This is a genomic window from Thermococcus sp. AM4, assembly GCF_000151205.2.
Lineage (GTDB): Archaea > Methanobacteriota_B > Thermococci > Thermococcales > Thermococcaceae > Thermococcus.
The window spans coordinates 1,110,647-1,127,686 of sequence record NC_016051.1; the positions used below are offsets into that span (position 1 = coordinate 1,110,647).

At 55.3% G+C, this 17,040-nt stretch carries 20 protein-coding genes; 13 read left to right on the forward strand and 7 right to left on the reverse strand.

Annotated features, from left to right (window positions below):
• Positions 1-67: 67 nt before the first annotated feature.
• From TAM4_RS05935 to pyrE, 3 genes are all read left to right on the forward strand, one after another.
• Positions 68-1,432 (forward strand): nodulation protein NfeD, encoded by a 1,365-nt coding sequence (locus TAM4_RS05935; RefSeq protein ID WP_014122338.1) that lies wholly within the window; start codon positions 68-70, stop codon positions 1,430-1,432.
• Between the two features lie 3 nt (positions 1,433-1,435).
• On the forward strand, positions 1,436-2,239 hold the full coding sequence (locus TAM4_RS05940) for a slipin family protein (protein WP_014122339.1): 804 nt from the start codon (positions 1,436-1,438) through the stop codon (positions 2,237-2,239).
• Positions 2,240-2,311: 72 nt separating this feature from the next.
• Positions 2,312-2,881, forward strand: a complete 570-nt coding sequence (gene pyrE / locus TAM4_RS05945) for an orotate phosphoribosyltransferase (protein ID WP_014122340.1) — start codon at positions 2,312-2,314, stop codon at positions 2,879-2,881.
• 9 nt (positions 2,882-2,890) lie between these two features.
• Here the strand turns inward: pyrE and TAM4_RS05950 are convergent, their stop codons facing one another.
• Complete coding sequence (locus TAM4_RS05950) at positions 2,891-3,106, reverse strand: hypothetical protein (RefSeq protein ID WP_014122341.1); 216 nt, start codon at positions 3,104-3,106, stop codon at positions 2,891-2,893.
• 111 nt (positions 3,107-3,217) lie between these two features.
• Here TAM4_RS05950 and rlmD point away from each other — a divergent pair, with 111 nt between their 5' ends.
• A complete protein-coding gene (gene rlmD / locus TAM4_RS05955) occupies positions 3,218-4,474 on the forward strand; it encodes a 23S rRNA (uracil(1939)-C(5))-methyltransferase RlmD (RefSeq protein ID WP_014122342.1) in 1,257 nt (418 codons plus the stop codon).
• Positions 4,475-4,544: 70 nt separating this feature from the next.
• The gene (gene lrpA / locus TAM4_RS05960; RefSeq protein WP_014122343.1) at positions 4,545-4,970 is read left to right on the forward strand and encodes an HTH-type transcriptional regulator LrpA; all 426 of its coding nucleotides are present in this window, start codon (positions 4,545-4,547) and stop codon (positions 4,968-4,970) included.
• A gap of 34 nt (positions 4,971-5,004) precedes the next feature.
• Here the strand turns inward: lrpA and TAM4_RS05965 are convergent, their stop codons facing one another.
• Positions 5,005-5,979, reverse strand: a complete 975-nt coding sequence (locus TAM4_RS05965; protein ID WP_014122344.1) for a hypothetical protein — start codon at positions 5,977-5,979, stop codon at positions 5,005-5,007.
• A gap of 116 nt (positions 5,980-6,095) precedes the next feature.
• Between TAM4_RS05965 and TAM4_RS05970 the strand changes: the two genes are divergently transcribed.
• On the forward strand, positions 6,096-7,304 hold the full coding sequence (locus TAM4_RS05970) for a hypothetical protein (protein WP_014122345.1): 1,209 nt from the start codon (positions 6,096-6,098) through the stop codon (positions 7,302-7,304).
• A gap of 50 nt (positions 7,305-7,354) precedes the next feature.
• Here TAM4_RS05970 and TAM4_RS05975 read toward each other — a convergent pair whose 3' ends face one another.
• From TAM4_RS05975 to TAM4_RS05985, 3 genes are read right to left on the reverse strand one after another with little or no spacing between them, the layout of a single operon-like run.
• On the reverse strand, positions 7,355-9,652 hold the full coding sequence (locus TAM4_RS05975; protein ID WP_014122346.1) for a TRAP transporter fused permease subunit: 2,298 nt from the start codon (positions 9,650-9,652) through the stop codon (positions 7,355-7,357).
• A gap of 1 nt (position 9,653) precedes the next feature.
• Positions 9,654-10,100, reverse strand: coding sequence for a DUF1850 domain-containing protein (locus tag TAM4_RS05980; RefSeq protein ID WP_014122347.1), 447 nt, complete (start codon positions 10,098-10,100; stop codon positions 9,654-9,656).
• Positions 10,101-10,106: 6 nt separating this feature from the next.
• Positions 10,107-11,087: a TAXI family TRAP transporter solute-binding subunit gene (locus tag TAM4_RS05985; protein WP_014122348.1), complete on the reverse strand. Its 981-nt coding sequence runs from the start codon at positions 11,085-11,087 to the stop codon at positions 10,107-10,109.
• A 297-nt stretch (positions 11,088-11,384) separates the two neighbouring features.
• Here TAM4_RS05985 and hxlAB point away from each other — a divergent pair, with 297 nt between their 5' ends.
• The 7 genes from hxlAB to TAM4_RS06020 all read left to right on the forward strand — a co-directional run bounded on the left by hxlAB (position 11,385) and on the right by TAM4_RS06020 (position 16,241).
• A complete protein-coding gene (gene hxlAB / locus TAM4_RS05990) occupies positions 11,385-12,605 on the forward strand; it encodes a bifunctional 3-hexulose-6-phosphate synthase/6-phospho-3-hexuloisomerase (protein WP_014122350.1) in 1,221 nt (406 codons plus the stop codon).
• Positions 12,606-12,644: 39 nt separating this feature from the next.
• Entirely contained in the window at positions 12,645-13,421 is a 777-nt protein-coding gene (locus tag TAM4_RS05995) for a hypothetical protein (RefSeq protein ID WP_014122351.1), read from the forward strand.
• The gene (locus tag TAM4_RS06000) at positions 13,399-14,043 is read left to right on the forward strand and encodes a TIGR02253 family HAD-type hydrolase (RefSeq protein ID WP_014122352.1); all 645 of its coding nucleotides are present in this window, start codon (positions 13,399-13,401) and stop codon (positions 14,041-14,043) included. Before TAM4_RS05995 ends, TAM4_RS06000 begins: the two co-directional genes overlap by 23 nt.
• Complete coding sequence (locus TAM4_RS06005) at positions 14,044-14,223, forward strand: hypothetical protein (protein ID WP_014122353.1); 180 nt, start codon at positions 14,044-14,046, stop codon at positions 14,221-14,223. It begins immediately after the preceding gene.
• Positions 14,220-15,029 (forward strand): glutamate cyclase domain-containing protein, encoded by an 810-nt coding sequence (locus tag TAM4_RS06010; RefSeq protein ID WP_014122354.1) that lies wholly within the window; start codon positions 14,220-14,222, stop codon positions 15,027-15,029. The genes TAM4_RS06005 and TAM4_RS06010 overlap by 4 nt, the downstream gene beginning before the upstream one ends.
• Positions 15,030-15,033: 4 nt before the next feature.
• The gene (locus tag TAM4_RS06015) at positions 15,034-15,654 is read left to right on the forward strand and encodes an HD domain-containing protein (protein ID WP_014122355.1); all 621 of its coding nucleotides are present in this window, start codon (positions 15,034-15,036) and stop codon (positions 15,652-15,654) included.
• 74 nt (positions 15,655-15,728) lie between these two features.
• On the forward strand, positions 15,729-16,241 hold the full coding sequence (locus TAM4_RS06020; RefSeq protein WP_014122356.1) for a KH domain-containing protein: 513 nt from the start codon (positions 15,729-15,731) through the stop codon (positions 16,239-16,241).
• Here TAM4_RS06020 and TAM4_RS06025 read toward each other — a convergent pair.
• Both TAM4_RS06025 and TAM4_RS06030 read right to left on the reverse strand, forming a co-directional pair.
• Positions 16,234-16,752, reverse strand: a complete 519-nt coding sequence (locus TAM4_RS06025) for a putative toxin-antitoxin system toxin component, PIN family (protein WP_048150108.1) — start codon at positions 16,750-16,752, stop codon at positions 16,234-16,236. The two genes, TAM4_RS06020 and TAM4_RS06025, sit on opposite strands and share 8 nt — an antisense overlap.
• A 4-nt stretch (positions 16,753-16,756) precedes the next feature.
• On the reverse strand, positions 16,757-17,035 hold the full coding sequence (locus TAM4_RS06030) for a hypothetical protein (RefSeq protein ID WP_014122358.1): 279 nt from the start codon (positions 17,033-17,035) through the stop codon (positions 16,757-16,759).
• Positions 17,036-17,040: the final 5 nt, after the last annotated feature.

A 17,040-nucleotide genomic window follows, 5' to 3' on the forward strand; every position in this document is an offset into this window, starting at 1 on the left:
AGACAACGTATAAAACCGTTTCCCGGATGCAATGTTTTTAAACTCCTGGGAGTATATAGATCGGGCGATGATAATGAGAACCAGAACCCTAAGACCCCTAGCCCTCACCCTTCTCGTTCTCATGTTCCTTCCAGCGGTGCTCGCGTCGCCCAATCAGAAGACCGTCTACGTGGCCAAGTTCGAGGGCGTGATCACGAGCTACTCGGTGGATCAGTTCTCGCGGTACATCGAAATAGCGGAGAAAAACAACGCCGAGGCCCTGATCATCGAGATCGACACGCCCGGCGGAAGCGGCCAGGCCATGCAGGAGATAATCCAGAGGATCAAGGAATCGACCGTCCCGGTGATAATATACGTTTACCCGCCGGGCGCTATAGCGGCCTCGGCCGGAACCTACATAGCCCTGGGCTCCCACCTCATAGCGATGGCCCCCTCAACGAGCATAGGCGCCTGCGAACCGATCCTCGGTTACGCCTCCAACGGGAGCATAATCAGGGCCCCCGCGAAGATAAGGAACTTCTACATAGCCTACATCAAGAGCCTGGCCGAGGCGAGCGGGAGGAACGTAACCGCCGCTGAGAAGTTCATAACGGAGGATCTGAGCCTTACCCCGGAGGAGGCCCTTAAGGCCCACGTTATCGAGGTCATAGCCGATGACGTGCCCGATCTGCTTAAAAAGGCCAACGGAATGAAGACCAAAATCCCGGTGAAGGGAAAGGGCTACGTAACGCTCAACTTCACCAACGTCAGGGTCGTGACGATAGGGCCTTCCTTCAAGGACGAGGTCGTGAGGTACATCTCGGACCCGACGATAGCCTACGTCCTCATCAACATCGGAATCCTCGGGCTTATCTTCGGCTTCCTCACGCCCGGATGGCACGTCCCAGAAACTGTGGGTGCGATACTCCTCGTTCTCGGCATCATAGGCCTCGGCTACTTCGGCTACAACGCCGCTGGGCTGGTGCTCATAATCCTCGCGGTGATATTCTTCATAGCGGAGGCACTGACGCCGACCTTTGGCCTGTTTACGGTGGCAGGGGCGATAACCATGATACTTGGAGGAATACTGCTGTTCGGCGGCGGAAACGAGTACCTCATACAGCGCTCGACGTTCTCCACCCTCCGGGCGGTCATAATCGCAATAGCGGTTCTGCTGGCATTGTTCTTTGCCTTCGGAGTTAGTGCAGTGATAAAGGACAGGAAGAGGAAGGCCCAGACCGGAAAGGAGGAACTGCTCGGGGAAGTCGGCCGCGTCGTTCAGGAGCTCAACCCCGAGGGGATGATAAAGATCCGGGGTGAACTCTGGAAGGCCGAGAGCAAGACCGGAGAGAGGATAGGAGTTGGGGAAAAGGTTAGGGTTGTGGAAGTCAGGGGATTGACCCTCATCGTTGTCCGCGAGGGGAACGCCCCCGATGATAGGAAGGAGGTGTGAAGGATGGCAAGTTTGGGGACCATAATTCTTGGAACGATTTTGCTTTTTGTTTTGATAGTACTGGCCAGCGCCATAAAGATAGTCAAGGAGTACGAGAGGGCCGTTATATTCCGTCTCGGTAGGGTCGTCGGTGCCAGGGGACCGGGACTGTTCTTCATAATCCCGATTTTCGAAAAGGCCGTCATAGTCGACCTCAGGACGAGGGTCCTCGACGTTCCGGTCCAGGAGACCATAACCAAGGACAACGTTCCGGTTAAGGTGAACGCGGTCGTGTACTTCAGGGTCGTCGATCCGGTGAAGGCCGTTACCCAGGTTGCCAACTACATCGTCGCGACGAGCCAGATCGCCCAGACAACGCTGAGGAGCGTCATCGGCCAGGCCCACCTAGACGAGCTGCTCAGCGAGAGGGATAAACTGAACATGGAGCTCCAGAAGATCATCGACGAGGCGACCGATCCCTGGGGAATCAAGGTAACGACCGTTGAGATAAAGGACGTGGAACTGCCCGCCGGAATGCAGAGGGCCATGGCAAAGCAGGCGGAGGCGGAGAGGGAGAGAAGGGCCAGGATCACCCTGGCGGAAGCCGAGAGACAGGCAGCCGAAAAGCTCCGCGAGGCGGCGCAGATAATAAGCGAACACCCCATGGCGCTCCAGCTCAGAACGCTCCAGACGATAAGCGACGTGGCCAGCGACAAGAGCAACGTCATAGTTCTGCCGCTTCCGATGGAGATGCTCAAGCTCTTCAAGAGCTTCGCCGATGCCGGAGAGGCCGTGAAGAAGATGGCCGAGAAGAAGGCCTCCGAGTGAGGCCAACTTTTTTAAACTCTTTTCTGTCAATTCCAGCGAATTTCAGTGGAAAATTTATACAGGTGTGTTGCCATGACCGAGGCTAAGGCTTCCTTGATCGATAAAATGCTTGAGTCCGGAGCGGTTCTCTTCGGCCACTTCGTGCTGTCCTCGGGGAAGGAGAGCGATTACTACATCAACGTCAAGAAGGTCGTAACCGATCCGGAGGCCCTGGAGACGATAGCTGAGCTGATTAGGGCCCTCACCGGGGAGAAGGGAATCGTCTTTGACCGCGTCGCCGGCCCGGAGCTTGGAGCGGTTCCGATAGCGACTGCAGTGTCTCTCAGGACGAGAAAGCCCCTCGTCATAGTCAGGAAAAAGCCCAAAGGCCACGGCACGGGAAGCCAGGTCGAGGGGGATATTGAGGAGGGGGACAAAATCCTTTTGGTCGAAGACGTGACGACCACGGGGGGAAGCGTTCTTCGGGCCGCGGAAGTCCTTGAGTCCCTCGGAGCGAGAATAGCGGCCATAGCGGTTGTGGTTGACAGGGAAGAGGGGGCTGAGGAGAGGATAACCTCGAAGGGCTACGCATTTCTGCCGATAATCAGGGTTTCGGAGATCCTTGAAAGAAAAGAAACGGTCAAAGGGCAGGAGTCGGATTAGAGGGAGGGATTAAACGTAGTCCTCAAGGGTTTTGGCCTTCACCATGATGTTTGCCTTTTCCCGGCCGTAGAACACCTCAACCAGGCCGTCGGACTCAAGTTTCTTCACCGTTGAGAGAAGTGCCGGCATCGGGGTTTCGAGTTCCGAACTCAGGTGCTGGAGGGCAACGGCCCTCTTTTTCGTTGCCAGAACCTTGTAAACGAAATCCTTGCTCCTGCCGAGCATGGGAAGAGCACCGATAATAGTTATCGCTCTACATAAATAAACTTTACTGGACAAAAATCGTCACCGCGACGGGCCAAGGGTTTATAAACCAAAACCCGGTAGAGGGCTTCAATGGCGATCGAGGGAACCGTTAGGAAGCTCAACGAGGACGGTTTAGGAGTTGTGAAGACCGGGCGGAGGAGAATCCTCGTCCCGTTCTCGGCCCCTGGGGACAGGGTTAGGATCGAGAAAACGCGAAAGAAGAAAAGAAAACTCATAGCTGAGCGGTTTGAGGTCATCGAACCCTCCCCGATGAGGAAAGAACCCGAATGCAGGTACTTTGGAAGGTGCGGCGGCTGCCTGCTCCAGCATCTGGACTACGGGGACCAGCTCGAGTTCAAGAAGTCCAAGCTCAGCTCGATTCTAAACGAAAACGTCGATGTTATCCCTTCACCAAAGATATTTGGCCATAGAAACAGGATTGATGTTGTCATTTCGACAAAAGGGATAGGCTTTAGGCGGTACGGCACCTGGTGGGACGTCGTGGACATCGAGTGGTGCCCTGTCTTCGGCCGCTCCTCGAAGAGGGTTTTGAAGTCCCTCCGCGAGTTCATCGAGGATCATGACGTGAGCCTCTACGAGATCGGAAAAAACGAGGGGTTTCTGAGGTACATCGTGATCCGGGAGGGCAAGTTCACGGGGGAGCTCATGGTGAACCTCGTGACGGCCCCGGGGAAGCTTCCCGAGGACTTTCCCGAGTACTTCGCATACGCGGATTCACTCTACTGGAGCGTTAACAGGACGCCCAGCGACGTTTCCTACGGTGAGATCGAGCGATTCTGGGGCGGCGAATTCATACGGGAGGAGCTCGACGGAACCCTTTACCTGATCCACCCGAACAGCTTCTTCCAGACCAACAGCTACGGGGCCGTTGAGCTGCTGCGCGAGGTGGCAAAGAGGGTCGATGGGGAGAGGGTTCTTGACCTTTATTCCGGCGTCGGAACGTTCGGCGTTTACCTGGCGAAGAGGGGCTTTAGAGTTGAGGGCATCGAGATCAATCCCTTCGCGGTCAAAATGGCCAACAGAAACGCCGAGCTGAACGGAGTAAACGCGAGTTTCCGGGTCGGTGCCGACAGGGACGTCGAAAGTCTGAGGGCGTACGACACCGTTATCGTCGATCCACCCAGGGCGGGTTTGCACCCGAAACTCGTTGAGAGACTGGTCCAAAACGGGCCCGAGCAGCTGGTCTACGTCTCGTGCAATCCCAAAACCCTCGCCCGGGACCTCGATAAACTTAAGAGGGTTTACACCGTAAGTGATATAATAGGTCTCGACATGTTTCCACACACACCCCACGTCGAGGCGGTGGTCGAGTTAAAACGTCAGTGATTCAATTGAAGAACCGCTAAGTTAATAAATCATAACGTCCTAGTTCGATATTAGGTAGGAGGTGGAAAAGTTGCTGGATGAGAGGGACATGGTAATAATCGAGATGCTTACCAAGGACGCGAGGACGCCCTTCACCGAGATCGCCAAAGTGCTGGGAATAAGCGAGACGGCCGTCAGGAAGCGCGTAAGGGCCCTTGAGGAGGCAGGCGTTATAAAGCAGTACACCATCGTCATCGATCCATCAAAGCTCGGCTACAACCTCGTGAGCCTAACCGGGATCGACACGCTCCCGGAGAAGATATTCGAAGTCGCCAGCAAGCTCAAGGAGTTCGATTTCGTGAGGAACGTCTACCTCACGAGCGGCGACCACATGATAATGGCCGAGATATGGGCCAAGGACGGCAACGATCTCTCGGACATCATATCGAACAAGATCGGAAAGATCGACGGCGTCATCAAGGTCTGCCCGGCGATAATCCTCGAGCGGCTGAAATGATCTTTTCATTTTTCTTTCAAAACAAAGAAGAGAATCAGCCCAGGGCCGCTTCTGGAACGGCACCGTAGGTGAAGAGTTTCTCAAGCTGTTTGCCCGACACGCTCAGGTCTATGAACACGAAGTTATCGGACGTTGAAATCTTGATGCTCCGCAGGATCTCAACGATGGGGGAGTTCGCCTGCTGGGAGAACTTGAGGTCGAGAAGCGAGACAAAGCCCCTCAACTGTTTTGCCAGGCTGGAGGCGTCTGCTGAACTGTCGGTCTCAAGGGCCAGCTTGAAGGAGTATGTATCGCCAGTCAGGGTGAGCTTAAAGGCGCCGTACCTGATGCTCTCCTCAACGCTTCCGAGGGAAATCGGCGTAATTTCCTTGGATTCACGCTCCGGCGCAGTGAGGTTCATAAGCTCCCGAAAGTCGTAGACAACCACCAGGTTTCCCGAGCCGACCTTCTCAACGATCCCACTGTACTGCTTGGCCCACTTCCCGTGGCCGTTTATCAGATCGATCATTTCCTCGATCGTGACCCTATCCCCAACGATGATGTAGCTGTCGCTGACGGCAACCCCCCAGTTCTCGCGATCGAAGTATTCATCGACGCCCATGTAAGTGGTGTGGGAGACCGTCTCGTTGAGGCTCTCAATCTTTTTCCTGACCTTCTCAACGTCCACGCTCCCCTCGACGTATACCGCCATCTTCGGCCGCTGGTTCCCCTCGTCGTAGCCCCTCACAACGAAAATCGCCCTGGACAGCGTCGCGATGTCAACGCCCGTCTCGTTCAGAACGTTCTCCCTCAAAGACTCGTACTTTGGATAGAGGCTGATGTTCTTCATGAGCTCCTCAAAGGCGGCCTCTTTTACCGTGTTCATGTCAAAAACGCCCGCCACCACGGCATCAGAGGGAACCAGCTCAAGCCAGCTCTTCTCCCTGCTCCCGCCGATACAGCCGCTGGAAGCGATTCCCGCAACAAGAACAAAGAGAACGATCACCGCGTAGATTGTTCTGCCCCTCATGGGGTCACCCCAAAGAACGTTGGGCCGCTTCGTATTTATACCTTTTCCACGGGGGTTAGAAAGAAAGGTTCATAAGCGAGGAAGCCGATGATCCCTGACTCAAGAGGGGTGATATCGTGAAGGTTGGTGTCGTCTTCGGGATTAGCGAGCTGGCCGATCCCAGGGCATTCGAGAAGAAGGCCTCGGAATTCCTCAGCCGTCTCGCGGGGGAGCACGAGGTAATGGGCGGCCTCTTCGTATCGACCAAGTCCGACTTCAGGAGGCTCAAGGAGGAAGTTGACTTCAACGAGGCGGACGTGCTCGTGCTCTACCCCTTAACAGGGGGAACCGAAAACGGGCTCAAAGAGTTCGCCGTTTACAGGAAACCCGTCATAATTTACGGTGATCCCTTCAACAACTCGATAGCGGCTGGCATTGAGCTGAGGGAGTACTTCAGGGAAAGGCTCATTCCGGCCACCCTCGTTAAGGAGGAAGACGAGCTGAAGGCGGCTTTGCTTGGATACGAAGACTCGGCCGAGCTCTTTGAGAGGTTTCTGAGGGCGCGCCTTGGCCTGATCGGCAGGGTATCCCCGTGGCTCATCAACGAGCGCTTCGAGCTCCCCTACGTCCACGTAAGCCTGAAGAAGTTCTACGAGTACTATGAAGCCATCAGCGACGAGGAGGGCCTTAGAACAATAGAGGGGATCATTGAGAAGGCCCGCGAGATAAAGGAACCGGGCAGGAAATCCCTCGCCAAGGCGGGACGGGTTTACCTTGCCCTCAAAAAGATCGTCGAGGACTACCGGCTGGACGGCTTCACGATCGGCTGCTTTGACCTCATTGGAAAGATAGGAACGACGCCCTGTTTGGCATTAGCGATGTTCAACACCGAGGGAATCCCCGCGGCCTGCGAGGGCGAGCTGAACTCACTCCTCGGCATGCTCATCGTCAGGCGGTTCTTCGACAGACCGGCCTTCATGGGCAACGTGGCGGACTACGGTGATGACTACGTTATCCTGGCCCACTGCACGGCCCCCCTCCTCGGGGAATACATCCTGAGAACTCACTTTGAGAGCGGAACCGGAGTCGGAGTCGCCGTGGAGATGCCGAAGGGGAAGGCCTCGCTCCTGAAGGTGCGTGGAAGAAAGGCCATAGTTGCCGGCGTCGAGGTGGTCGGAACGGAGAGGAGCGAGAGCCGGTGCAGGACGCAGGTCAGGCTTAGGGTTGAAGAGGCCAAGGACTTCGTGGACGGAACGATAGGAAACCACCACCTCCTAGCATACGTGGACAGCGAGGAGCTTGCAGACCTGCTGAGCGAACTCGGCTTCGAGGTCATGCTCTATTAGCTTTTCTTTCTGTCCACCCTTCCAAGGGAAATGGAAAAGCAGAAAAGGGATCAGAGCTTCTTGCCGAAGAACCTCAGGAAGAGCACCGTGGCAACTCCGATGGCAACAGGTATCGGGTGCAGGGAGGCCGAAAGCAGACCCACGACGCCAGCAAGGGCCCTCAGCTCTTTTCTCAGGTGCTTTCCAAACCAGCCGGTGAGGGCTATGGCCAGCAGGTACATCACCATCAGCGTCGCCCCGAAGTCGAAGATCACTGTCAGGGCCGTTTCCACCGTCCACTTCTGCACGGTTATGATGAACATCTCCGGGTGGGTGAAGTAGATGTACGGCCCTATGTAGCCGGCCAGCGCGTACTTGACGGCGTTCATTGCGGTCTTCCAGAAGTCGCCACCGGCTAACGCGGAACCGGCGTAGCTGGCCAGCGCCACCGGCGGCGTTATGTCGGCGAGGATTCCGAAGTAGAACACGAAGAAGTGGGCGGCGAGGAGGGCTATGCTCGTTCCGTAGCCGGGGACGTTGAGGTTGTAGGGCTGAAGGCTTGAGACGGCGTTGTATATAGCCGGAGCGGCGACAAGAGAAGTTATGATGTAGTTGGCGGTCGTCGGCACGCCCATTCCGAGTATGAGGCTGAACACCATCGTCAGGATGAGGAGGAGCCAGAGGTTGCCGGCTGTTAGGTCGACGAGGCGGTAGCCGAGGCTCGTGATCAGGCCCGTCATCGTCAGAACTCCCTGGATCAGGCCCGCGCTCGCCGCGGCGAGCATGACGCTCGTGCTGGTTTTGCCCGCGTCGATCATGGATTCGTAGGTCGCCCTGTACATCTCATTGCCTTCCTCGCTCTTGGAGATGTAGCCAACGATCATCGAGAAGACTATTCCCATGACGCCGCTGAGCAGGAGTATCTGCTCCTTGTTCATCCCGAGGTACTTGACCATTGCCACGAAGAATATGAAGAGCAGGCTGATGTAGAGCTTCTCGTTGAACTCAACCAGATCGGTGAAGAAGGCCATAGCCACCAGGGCAAGGCCCAGGAGAACCAGAACCCCGGCGACTAGGGTGGCGGTTGCCGTCCCGGTGAACATGAGGAGGGTAGTTATCAGTACCACCGCAACGTAAAGGCCCTCGTGCCCCTTGATCTTGTCCTTGGCTATCCACGCAACCCAGATGGCGATACCGAGTGAAGAAATCGCCGAGATGTGCGGGGCGATTCCCCAGACGAGGGCAACGGTTATGACGGCGATGGGCAGGAGGATGTAGAGCTTCCGGACGAAGTACCTGAGCGGAGCGAAGTGCTCGGTGGGCATTCCTCTGAGGCCGAGCCTCTTGGTTTCGAGGTCTATGAAGAGGTACACTCCGGAGTAGTAGACCAAGGCAGGTATAACTGCGGCTATTATGAGCTTGTTGTAGGGCACGCCGAGGAACTCCGCCATTATGAACGCTGCCGCACCCATTATCGGGGGCATGAGCTGGCCGCCCGTTGATGCAACCGGTTCAACCGCACCGGCTATCTCGGGGGGATACCCGGCCTTTTTCATCAAGGGGATCGTGAAGGTACCCGTCGTGAGGACGTTGGCGACGCTCGACCCGCTGACCGTGCCCATAAGACCGCTCGCCACGACCGCCGCTTTGGCCGGCCCACCGGGTCTCTTGCCGAACAGGGTTATCATGAACTCCGTTATGTAATCGCTGATGCCTATCTTGAGCAGGAACGCTCCAAAGAACACGAAGGCGAAGACGTATATCGTCATGACGAAGAAGGGAATGCCGAAGATTCCCTCGTCAAAGTAGAGCTGCTGGGTGAAGCGGATCCAGTCGAAGTTTATGTTGTAGATGCCGTACACCAAAAACACCGTAACGACGAGGGGAAGAACCCACCCGAGGACCCTCCTCGTTGCTTCCAGGACGAGGATTATTGCGAGGATCCCGAAGAAGACGTCCCTCATGTAAACGTTCGCGAATTCTGTGTACCTCGGGTAGACCTTGAAGAGGTAAAACGCGGACACAACGCCAAGGGCCGCAAGTATGTAATCGTAGAACTGCACCTTTTCGAGGTGCTTTCTGTCCTTTTTAATGGGGTACAGCAGGTAAGTGATCAGCAGGATCATGGCCATGACGAAGGCTTCACCCTGCTTCGTCTGGAAAGTGGTCTTCAGAAAGCCTATCTTTATCCCCATGCGGGAGAACATGTCGTAGAGGGTGTAGTTGAAGTTGAATATAAACAGGATTTCATAGATACCGATCAATACTGCAGCAACTGTTATGACCTTTTCGAGGTGCGGGGGAAGCTTTCTGGTTCTCTCGATGACCACCTCGACCTTTTCAACCTGCTCCTCCTTGTTTTCAACCATATCAACACCTCCCAACAACTTTCTGGATCAGCATACATCTCTCCACACGGAAGTGAACGAGCGCCTCCGACTTCGGCTGGAGCACCAGGTGGCCGTCAACGTATATCCTGGCCCGGTTGAGGGGGATGAACCAGAAGTCCAGGCTCTTCCCGAGGGGAATGTCTATCCTCTTGACGTAGAACCCGTCCTTCATGAACTGTATGTCCTCGGGAAGGCCAGCCCCAAAGTCCTTCCACCACATCTCCCGGGCGTAGATTCCGCTGGAGTTCACCTGGAGGACCTCTATCACGGTGCTCCGCTCTACGCTATGGATGTAACGGATGGTAACGTTGTGAACCCCCAGAGAATAAACCCGCTCGTGGGTACCGTCGCTTATGACGAGACAGTTAACTGGAAGCAGGAAAATAGGTATGATTGCAAGGACAAAAAAGAAAAGAAACTTTTTCAACTACCCTCACCCGCTGGGCGGTTTAAGGTTGTTAGGAACCTGAATGCCCTTCTCCTGGTAGTACTTGTAGGCTCCGGGGTGGAGCGGTATGCTCATACCGTCGAGTGCCGTGTCGAGGCTTATGTACTTGGTCTTGGCGTGAACCTTGTGGAGCTCGTCGAGGTTGTCGAAGAGTATCTTGGTCATCTTGTAAACGGTGTCCTCTGGGAGGTCAGCGCTGACGGCGAGCATCGCCTTAACGGCGAGGGTCGGGGTGTCCTCCTGCATTCCTTTGTAGGTGTCCTTCGGGAGAACCTGCCTGACGTAGAAGATGTAGCCCTCCTGGTGGAGCTTGTTGAGTATGTCGTCCGGAATTGGAAGAACCCTGACCGGGGTCTGCTGGGCGATCTGGTCAACGGCAGGGGTTGGAGCTCCGGAAACTATAACGGCCGCATCGATCTGGCCGAGCTTAAGGCTCTGTGCGGCCTCGCTGAACTTCTGGTTCACCTTCTCAATGCTGTCCCAGACGCCGGCGGCCTTGAGTATCTGCTCGGCGGCCACTTGGGTACCGCTTCCCGGGGCACCGATGGCGACCTTCTTGCCCTTGAGGTCCTCAAGGCTCTTTATGTTGCTGTCCGCCTTAACCACGAACTGAACGGTCTCAGGATAGAGCGCCGCGACACCGCGGATGTTCTTCACGGGCTGGTCCTTGAACATGTAGAGGCCGTGGTAGGCGTAGTAAGCAACGTCGTTCTGAAGGATGGCTGCCTGAGCCTTACCCTCACCGATTGCCTTGGCGTTCGTAACGCTCGCTCCACTCGTAACTGCCTTTGCCTTTATTCCGTTCTTATTCAATATCTCCGCGTACTTGGAACCGAGGGGGAAGTAGACACCGCTGGTACCTCCGGTGTATATGGTTATTGTCTGGGTCTTCTCCCCCTGAATACAACCAACGGCGACGGTTGCCAGCACCAACGCCATTATCAATCCAACTGCGGCCCATCTCATTCTTCATTCCTCCCAAACATTGTTCAAACAACTAAAGCGTACATTAACGTCAAGTATTGTGTCGGTGATCAGTTATATACTTTACGTTTACCAACGGGTAAATCGTATGGATTTCATCAAACGATGCCCTCAATAAAATTTTGCGTAGATAAACCGGGTTATGTCAAAATGAACTTCGAAACGTTACAAAGGAGGACGCCGCTGTTTGACATGAAAATGTACAAAGACAGCGCCAGCACCAAAGGTTTAAAAGCAAACCTGACAACCCCCCACTGAAAAATCCTCGGAGGCGGGGAGATGATACTTCAGGTTGCACTCGACGTTACAGATATAGATCAGGCTCTTTCTATCGCGGAGAAGGCCGCCCGTGGCGGGGCCCACTGGCTTGAGGTTGGAACACCGCTCATCAAAAAGGAAGGCATGCGCGCGGTGGAGCTTCTCAAGAGGCGCTTTCCGGACAGGAAGATCGTCGCCGACCTGAAGACGATGGACACTGGAGCTTTGGAAGTTGAGATGGCCGCGAGGCACGGTGCGGACGTCGTTTCTATTCTCGGTGTTGCCGACGACAAAACCATCAAGGACGCGGTCGACGTCGCCAGGAGATACGGAATCAGGGTTATGGTTGACCTGATAGGGGTTAAGGACAAGGTTAAGCGTGCCAAAGAGCTCGAAAAGATGGGCGTCCACTACATCCTCGTGCATACCGGCATAGACGAGCAGGTCCAGGGCAAGAGCCCCTTAGAGGATCTCGAAAAGGTCGTTAAGGCTGTGAGCGTTCCCGTGGCAGTTGCCGGCGGGCTGAACCTCGAGACGATTCCGAAGGTTATAGAGCTCGGTGCAACCATAATAATCGTCGGCAGCGCCATAACGAAGGCCAAAGACCCGGAGAAGGTTACGCGGCAGATCATAGACCTCTTCTGGGGCGAGTACATGATGACCATAAGGAAGGCCATGCTCGACATACTCGACCACATCAAGGGCGTTGCCGAGAGCCTCAAGCTCGAACAGGTTCGCGGCTTCGTCGATGCCATGATCGGGGCCAACAAGATATTCATCTACGGGGCCGGGAGGAGCGGTCTGGTAGGCAAGGCCTTCGCGATGAGGCTCATGCACCTCGACTTCAACGTCTACGTCGTCGGCGAGACCATAACGCCGGCCTTCGAGCCCGGGGATCTGCTCATAGCCATCAGCGGATCCGGCGAAACGCAGAGCATCGTTGACGCGGCGAGAATAGCCAAGGAGCAGGGGGGCAAGATAGCGGCGATAACGTCCTACGCCAACTCAACCCTCGGAAAGCTCGCCGATGTGGTCGTCGAGATCCCGGGAAGGGCGAAGACGGACGTACCGACGGACTATATAGCGAGGCAGATGCTCACCCAGTACAAGTGGATCGCCCCGATGGGAACCCTCTTCGAGGACTCGACCATGATATTCCTCGACGGGATAATAGCGCTCCTCATGGCAACGTTCCAGAAGACCGAGAAGGACATGAAGAGAAAGCACGCCACCCTCGAATGATTTATTAACTCCTTTCCCCTTTTCCTATCGGGAGGGGCGGTGATAGGTTTCACCCACGTTTTTGTTGGAATAGGCGGGGCCGGCTCAAAGGTCGTCAATGCCATCAACCTCGACTCGATAAAGGTCACGGTGAACCCCGGGAGATACCTGCTGAGAACGGAGGAGTACCTGAGGAGGATTCCCCTCTTTTTCTCGGCCGTTCCCGAAGATTCCATCCTCTGGATCCTAACGGAGGACAAGCCGATCAACGTGGAGATCCTGGAAACAATAATCAACAGCGTTCCCGAGGGCACAACGAAACTGGCCTACGTTTTCACACCCGCGAGGGAACTCGTTGAGGAGGAGAAACCCCCCTGGGCCGGGCCCTTTGACACGGTCTTCTACGACTCCCTCTGGGAGTTCTTCGACGAAAGGAAACCCCTGAGCGAGGCCTACGAGGAGGCGTCCGGCTCAATAGCCCGGGCCCTCAGCGCACTTATTCGGAACCTGGAGGGCCAGATGCTCATAAACGTGGACTACGCCGACTTTTTTTCGGTGGTTCGGGGAGGCAACGTCGGTATAATAAGGCTCCTTCGCAGTGTGGATCTGAGCTGGCACTGGGGAATCTGGGACAGGGGGATCGTCATAACCCTCGCCCGGGACGACGTTGCCCTGAAGGAGGCCCACGAGATTCTTGCGATGTTCCAGGAGATCCTGAGGAAGAAGGACGTAATCTGGGGGATGGTGACCGACAAAGACGTTAAAAACAGGATGGAGGTAATAGCACTCCTCGTCAAGGAGTGGGGTGAAGGCAATGATAAAGGCGGTGCTCTTTGACATCGATCACACCTTGCTCACCGAGATGCCCCTCATCCAGCTCTTCCTCCCGCAGGTATACGAGAAGCTCTCCAAGAAACTCGGAATAAACAAGGAGGAGGCGAGGAAGAGATTCCTCGATGAGATCCTCGGGAGGAGGGAGACCTACGAGTGGCACGACTGGAACTTCTTCTTCCGACTCTTCGATTTGGATCTGAGGTACGAGGACCTGCTGAGGAGGTACCCCCACAAGCTCCACGTTTACCCGGACACGGTTCCGGTTCTCGGGTGGCTGCGCGGGGAGGACATAAAGCTGGGCGTCGTCACCAGCGGGCCGGAATACCAGAGGCTTAAGCTCGAACTTACGGGCCTCTCAAAATACTTCGACGTCGTGATAACAAGGGACGATGTGAACGCCATAAAACCAGAGCCCAAGATCTTCCTCAGGGCCCTTGAAGAGCTCAACGTTGCCCCGGAAGAGGCCCTAATGGTTGGGGATTCCCTCTGGCAGGACGTGTACGGGGGAAAGAACGTGGGCATGAAAACCGTGTGGATAGCGAGGGAAGGCGGCGAGGACTTTCACTTCCCGGACTTTAAAATCGGAACCCTTCACGAGCTCAGGAAAGTGTTGGAGGTGGTGTGAATGGGAAAGGTGTTCGAGGCCGAGGGCGTGTTTGTGAAATACGAGGAGAAGAGGGTGAAGCTTGAAAACGGCCACGAGCTGATCCACAGGAGCGAAGAACCAACTGAACTCTGGTGGAGGCTCAAAGAGGCCATCAAAGGCAGAAAAGTCCGGATCGTCGTTCACGAGGTGGAAGAATGATAGCCCACCTCATAAACACGGACGTCGGGAACAGGGGAATTCTTTCCCTTTATCTTGACTACCGGAGGGAAAACTTCGACTTCCTCAAGAACGCCGCCAGAATTATACTTGAAAACCCCGAGAGGGTTCTGATAGTGACGGGCTTCCCCATACCCCCTGAAAACGTTCCCGAGACGGACGGTCCCCCCGGGGCACTGGCGATCGCAAAGGCCGTCGAGATGATCGGCGGCCGCGCCGAGATCCTGAGCTACCCGGAGGTCGAGGCCGCGCTCGGGGAGTTCAAGGTCAGCTTTGCAGGATCGCCCAGGCCAGAGGACTACTCCGTTATAGTGGCGGTTGAGACGCCCGGGCGGGGAAAGGATGGGAAAGCGAGGTCGATGAGCGGAGTTCCCGTTGAGAGGGAAATCTTCGACTGGATTTTCATCGAGGCCCGGGAACTGGGCGTTCCGACGATAGGCATCGGGGACGGCGGCAACGAGGTCGGGATGGGCAAGATAAAGGATCTCGTGCTCAGGCACATCCCCAGGGGCGATCTCATAGCCAGCACCGTCGAAACCGACGAGCTCGTAATCTCCGCAGTTTCGAACTGGGGTGCCTACGGACTCGTTGCCCAGCTCTCCCTCGAAACCGGGAAAAACCTTCTCTCGGGCTGGGATGAGGGGAAGGTCGTTAGAGCGCTCGTAAAGGCGGGAATAATCGACGGGGTCTCAAAAAAGGTGGAGGAGAGCGTCGACGGGATATCGATGGAGATACATCGCAGAATGGTTGAGCTTTTAAAGGCAATTGTGAGCGAATCCATCGGGTGAGGTTATGAAGCTTGAGGAGTTCATACCCGACGCCAGGACCCGGGCGCTCATAGAGAGGACGCGCGAGTTCGCGAGGGGCTTCTTTGAGCGGGAGGGAACGCACGGCTTCAGCCACGTGGAGAGGGTTTTCAACCTCTGCATGCACATAGGCAAAGAGGAAGGGGCTGACCTTGAAGTCCTCGCCCTCGCTTCGCTCCTCCACGACATAGCGAGGCCCCTTGAGGACGCCGGAAAGGTTGAGGATCATGCATTGGAAGGGGCGAAGATAGCGAGGCGCTTTCTCCTGAGCCTTGGTTATCCAGAGGAGAAGGCCGAGGCGGTTGCTCACGCAATCGAGGCCCATCGCTTTTCCCGCGGACCGGAGCCGAGGACTCTCGAGGCGAAGATACTCAGCGACGCGGACAAGCTCGACGCGATAGGGGCCATTGGAATTGCTCGCGTTTTCATGTACTCCGGCGAGCACGGGAGAGATATCGAGGCATCGCTGAGGCACTTCGAGGAGAAAATCCTCAAGCTCAAGGACTTGATGTACACTGAAACGGCAAAGCGCATCGCCGAGGACAGACACCGCTTTACGGTCGGCTTCATCGAGAGAATCCGGCGGGAAATCGAAGGCGAGCTTTAGGCCATAATAACCTTTTTAAATGGCTTCCAAAATTTAGTTTAGCCGTTCAAGGTCATTCTGCGGGAGGTGAGCGAATGAAGGCCCCGATCTGTGAGGTTTGCCTAAAGACGGACGGTATTCTGTGCCCGGCTGACGAGAAGAAGCTCCAGGAAGGTATAATCTCCGAGCTCGACGTTAAGGTCGCGAGACTGCTCTACAAGCTTCTCGGGGATGTGGACGTCGAGTTCAAGAAGGCCGTCGAGGCCGGGGATCTAATCGTCATAGTCGTTGGCAAAGGAGACGTGCCCGTTGTCATAGGCAAGGGAGGAAAGAACATAAAGGCCCTCGTGAAGGAGCTCGGAAAGCGCGTCAGGGTCATCGAGGGAATCGAAGCCGAGACCACCGATGACATAAAGAAGCTCGCGACCGACCTCTTCTACCCGGCGAGCGTTTTCGGCGTCAACGTTGTGTACAGGCCGGGAGGGGAGAAGTACTACAAGATACTCGTCGCGACGAGGGAGAAGAAGAGGCTTCCCGAGAAACCGGAGCTCCTCGAGAGCATTCTGGCCCAGGTCCTCGGGAAGGACGTGAAGATCTCTTTCATCTGAGTCCTTTCCTTTTCAGTACTGTTTTCACGAACTCCCTAGCCGTAAGCACGTAAAAATAGTGGTTCGCAATTCTTGCTCGGCCCGTTCTGGAGTCATCCTTTAAGACAAAGTTCCCAAAGTGCTTCGTGTTCTCGGTGATGAGGTACTTTGCTTTGGACGCGAAAACTGCCTCAAGGAATTTCACATCGTCGGGGTCTTGGAGTTTTACAAGAGTCTTCTTATCGCTCAGAGCGTGTTTGGGCTCAAGAAACCTCGAATTAGAGCGGATTATGCCCAGTATCCTATTGGCTTTATCCACGAGGTCCCAATACGTTTCGGGAGTTGCGAACTCCATCGCTATCGAGAACAGAGTAATCTCCATCTCATCGAGGATTTCAGGAGTAACGTAGTTTTCAATCTCCTTGGTTTTTAGCATTTCCAGAATCTTCCACGCCGGGCTTCTGGCTTCGTCTTTGGATTTAAGCGCGCTCACTAAAATCGACGTGTCAATGACGGTTCGGAGTTTTGGCATTGGCTCACACCAAACCGGCTTTCCTGAGTTTCTCTTCTATCCTCTTGTATTTCCTGAAGTTTTTCTTTCCAGCATCGAGGAGCTTTTCCAGTGACTGGTCTATCCCAACGGATTTATCCGATTTGGGTGCGAGTTTGTCAAGCTTCCCGGAGCGAGAAGCTTCGATGAGGCTCTTAAGCTCGAAGAACCACAGAACGTCCTCGGGCTTCTCACCTATTTTCTTCGCTATGCTCTCGGCCATGAGCTTTGTAACCTCGCTGGAAGTGGTCACGGTCTCGCTCATCCTCT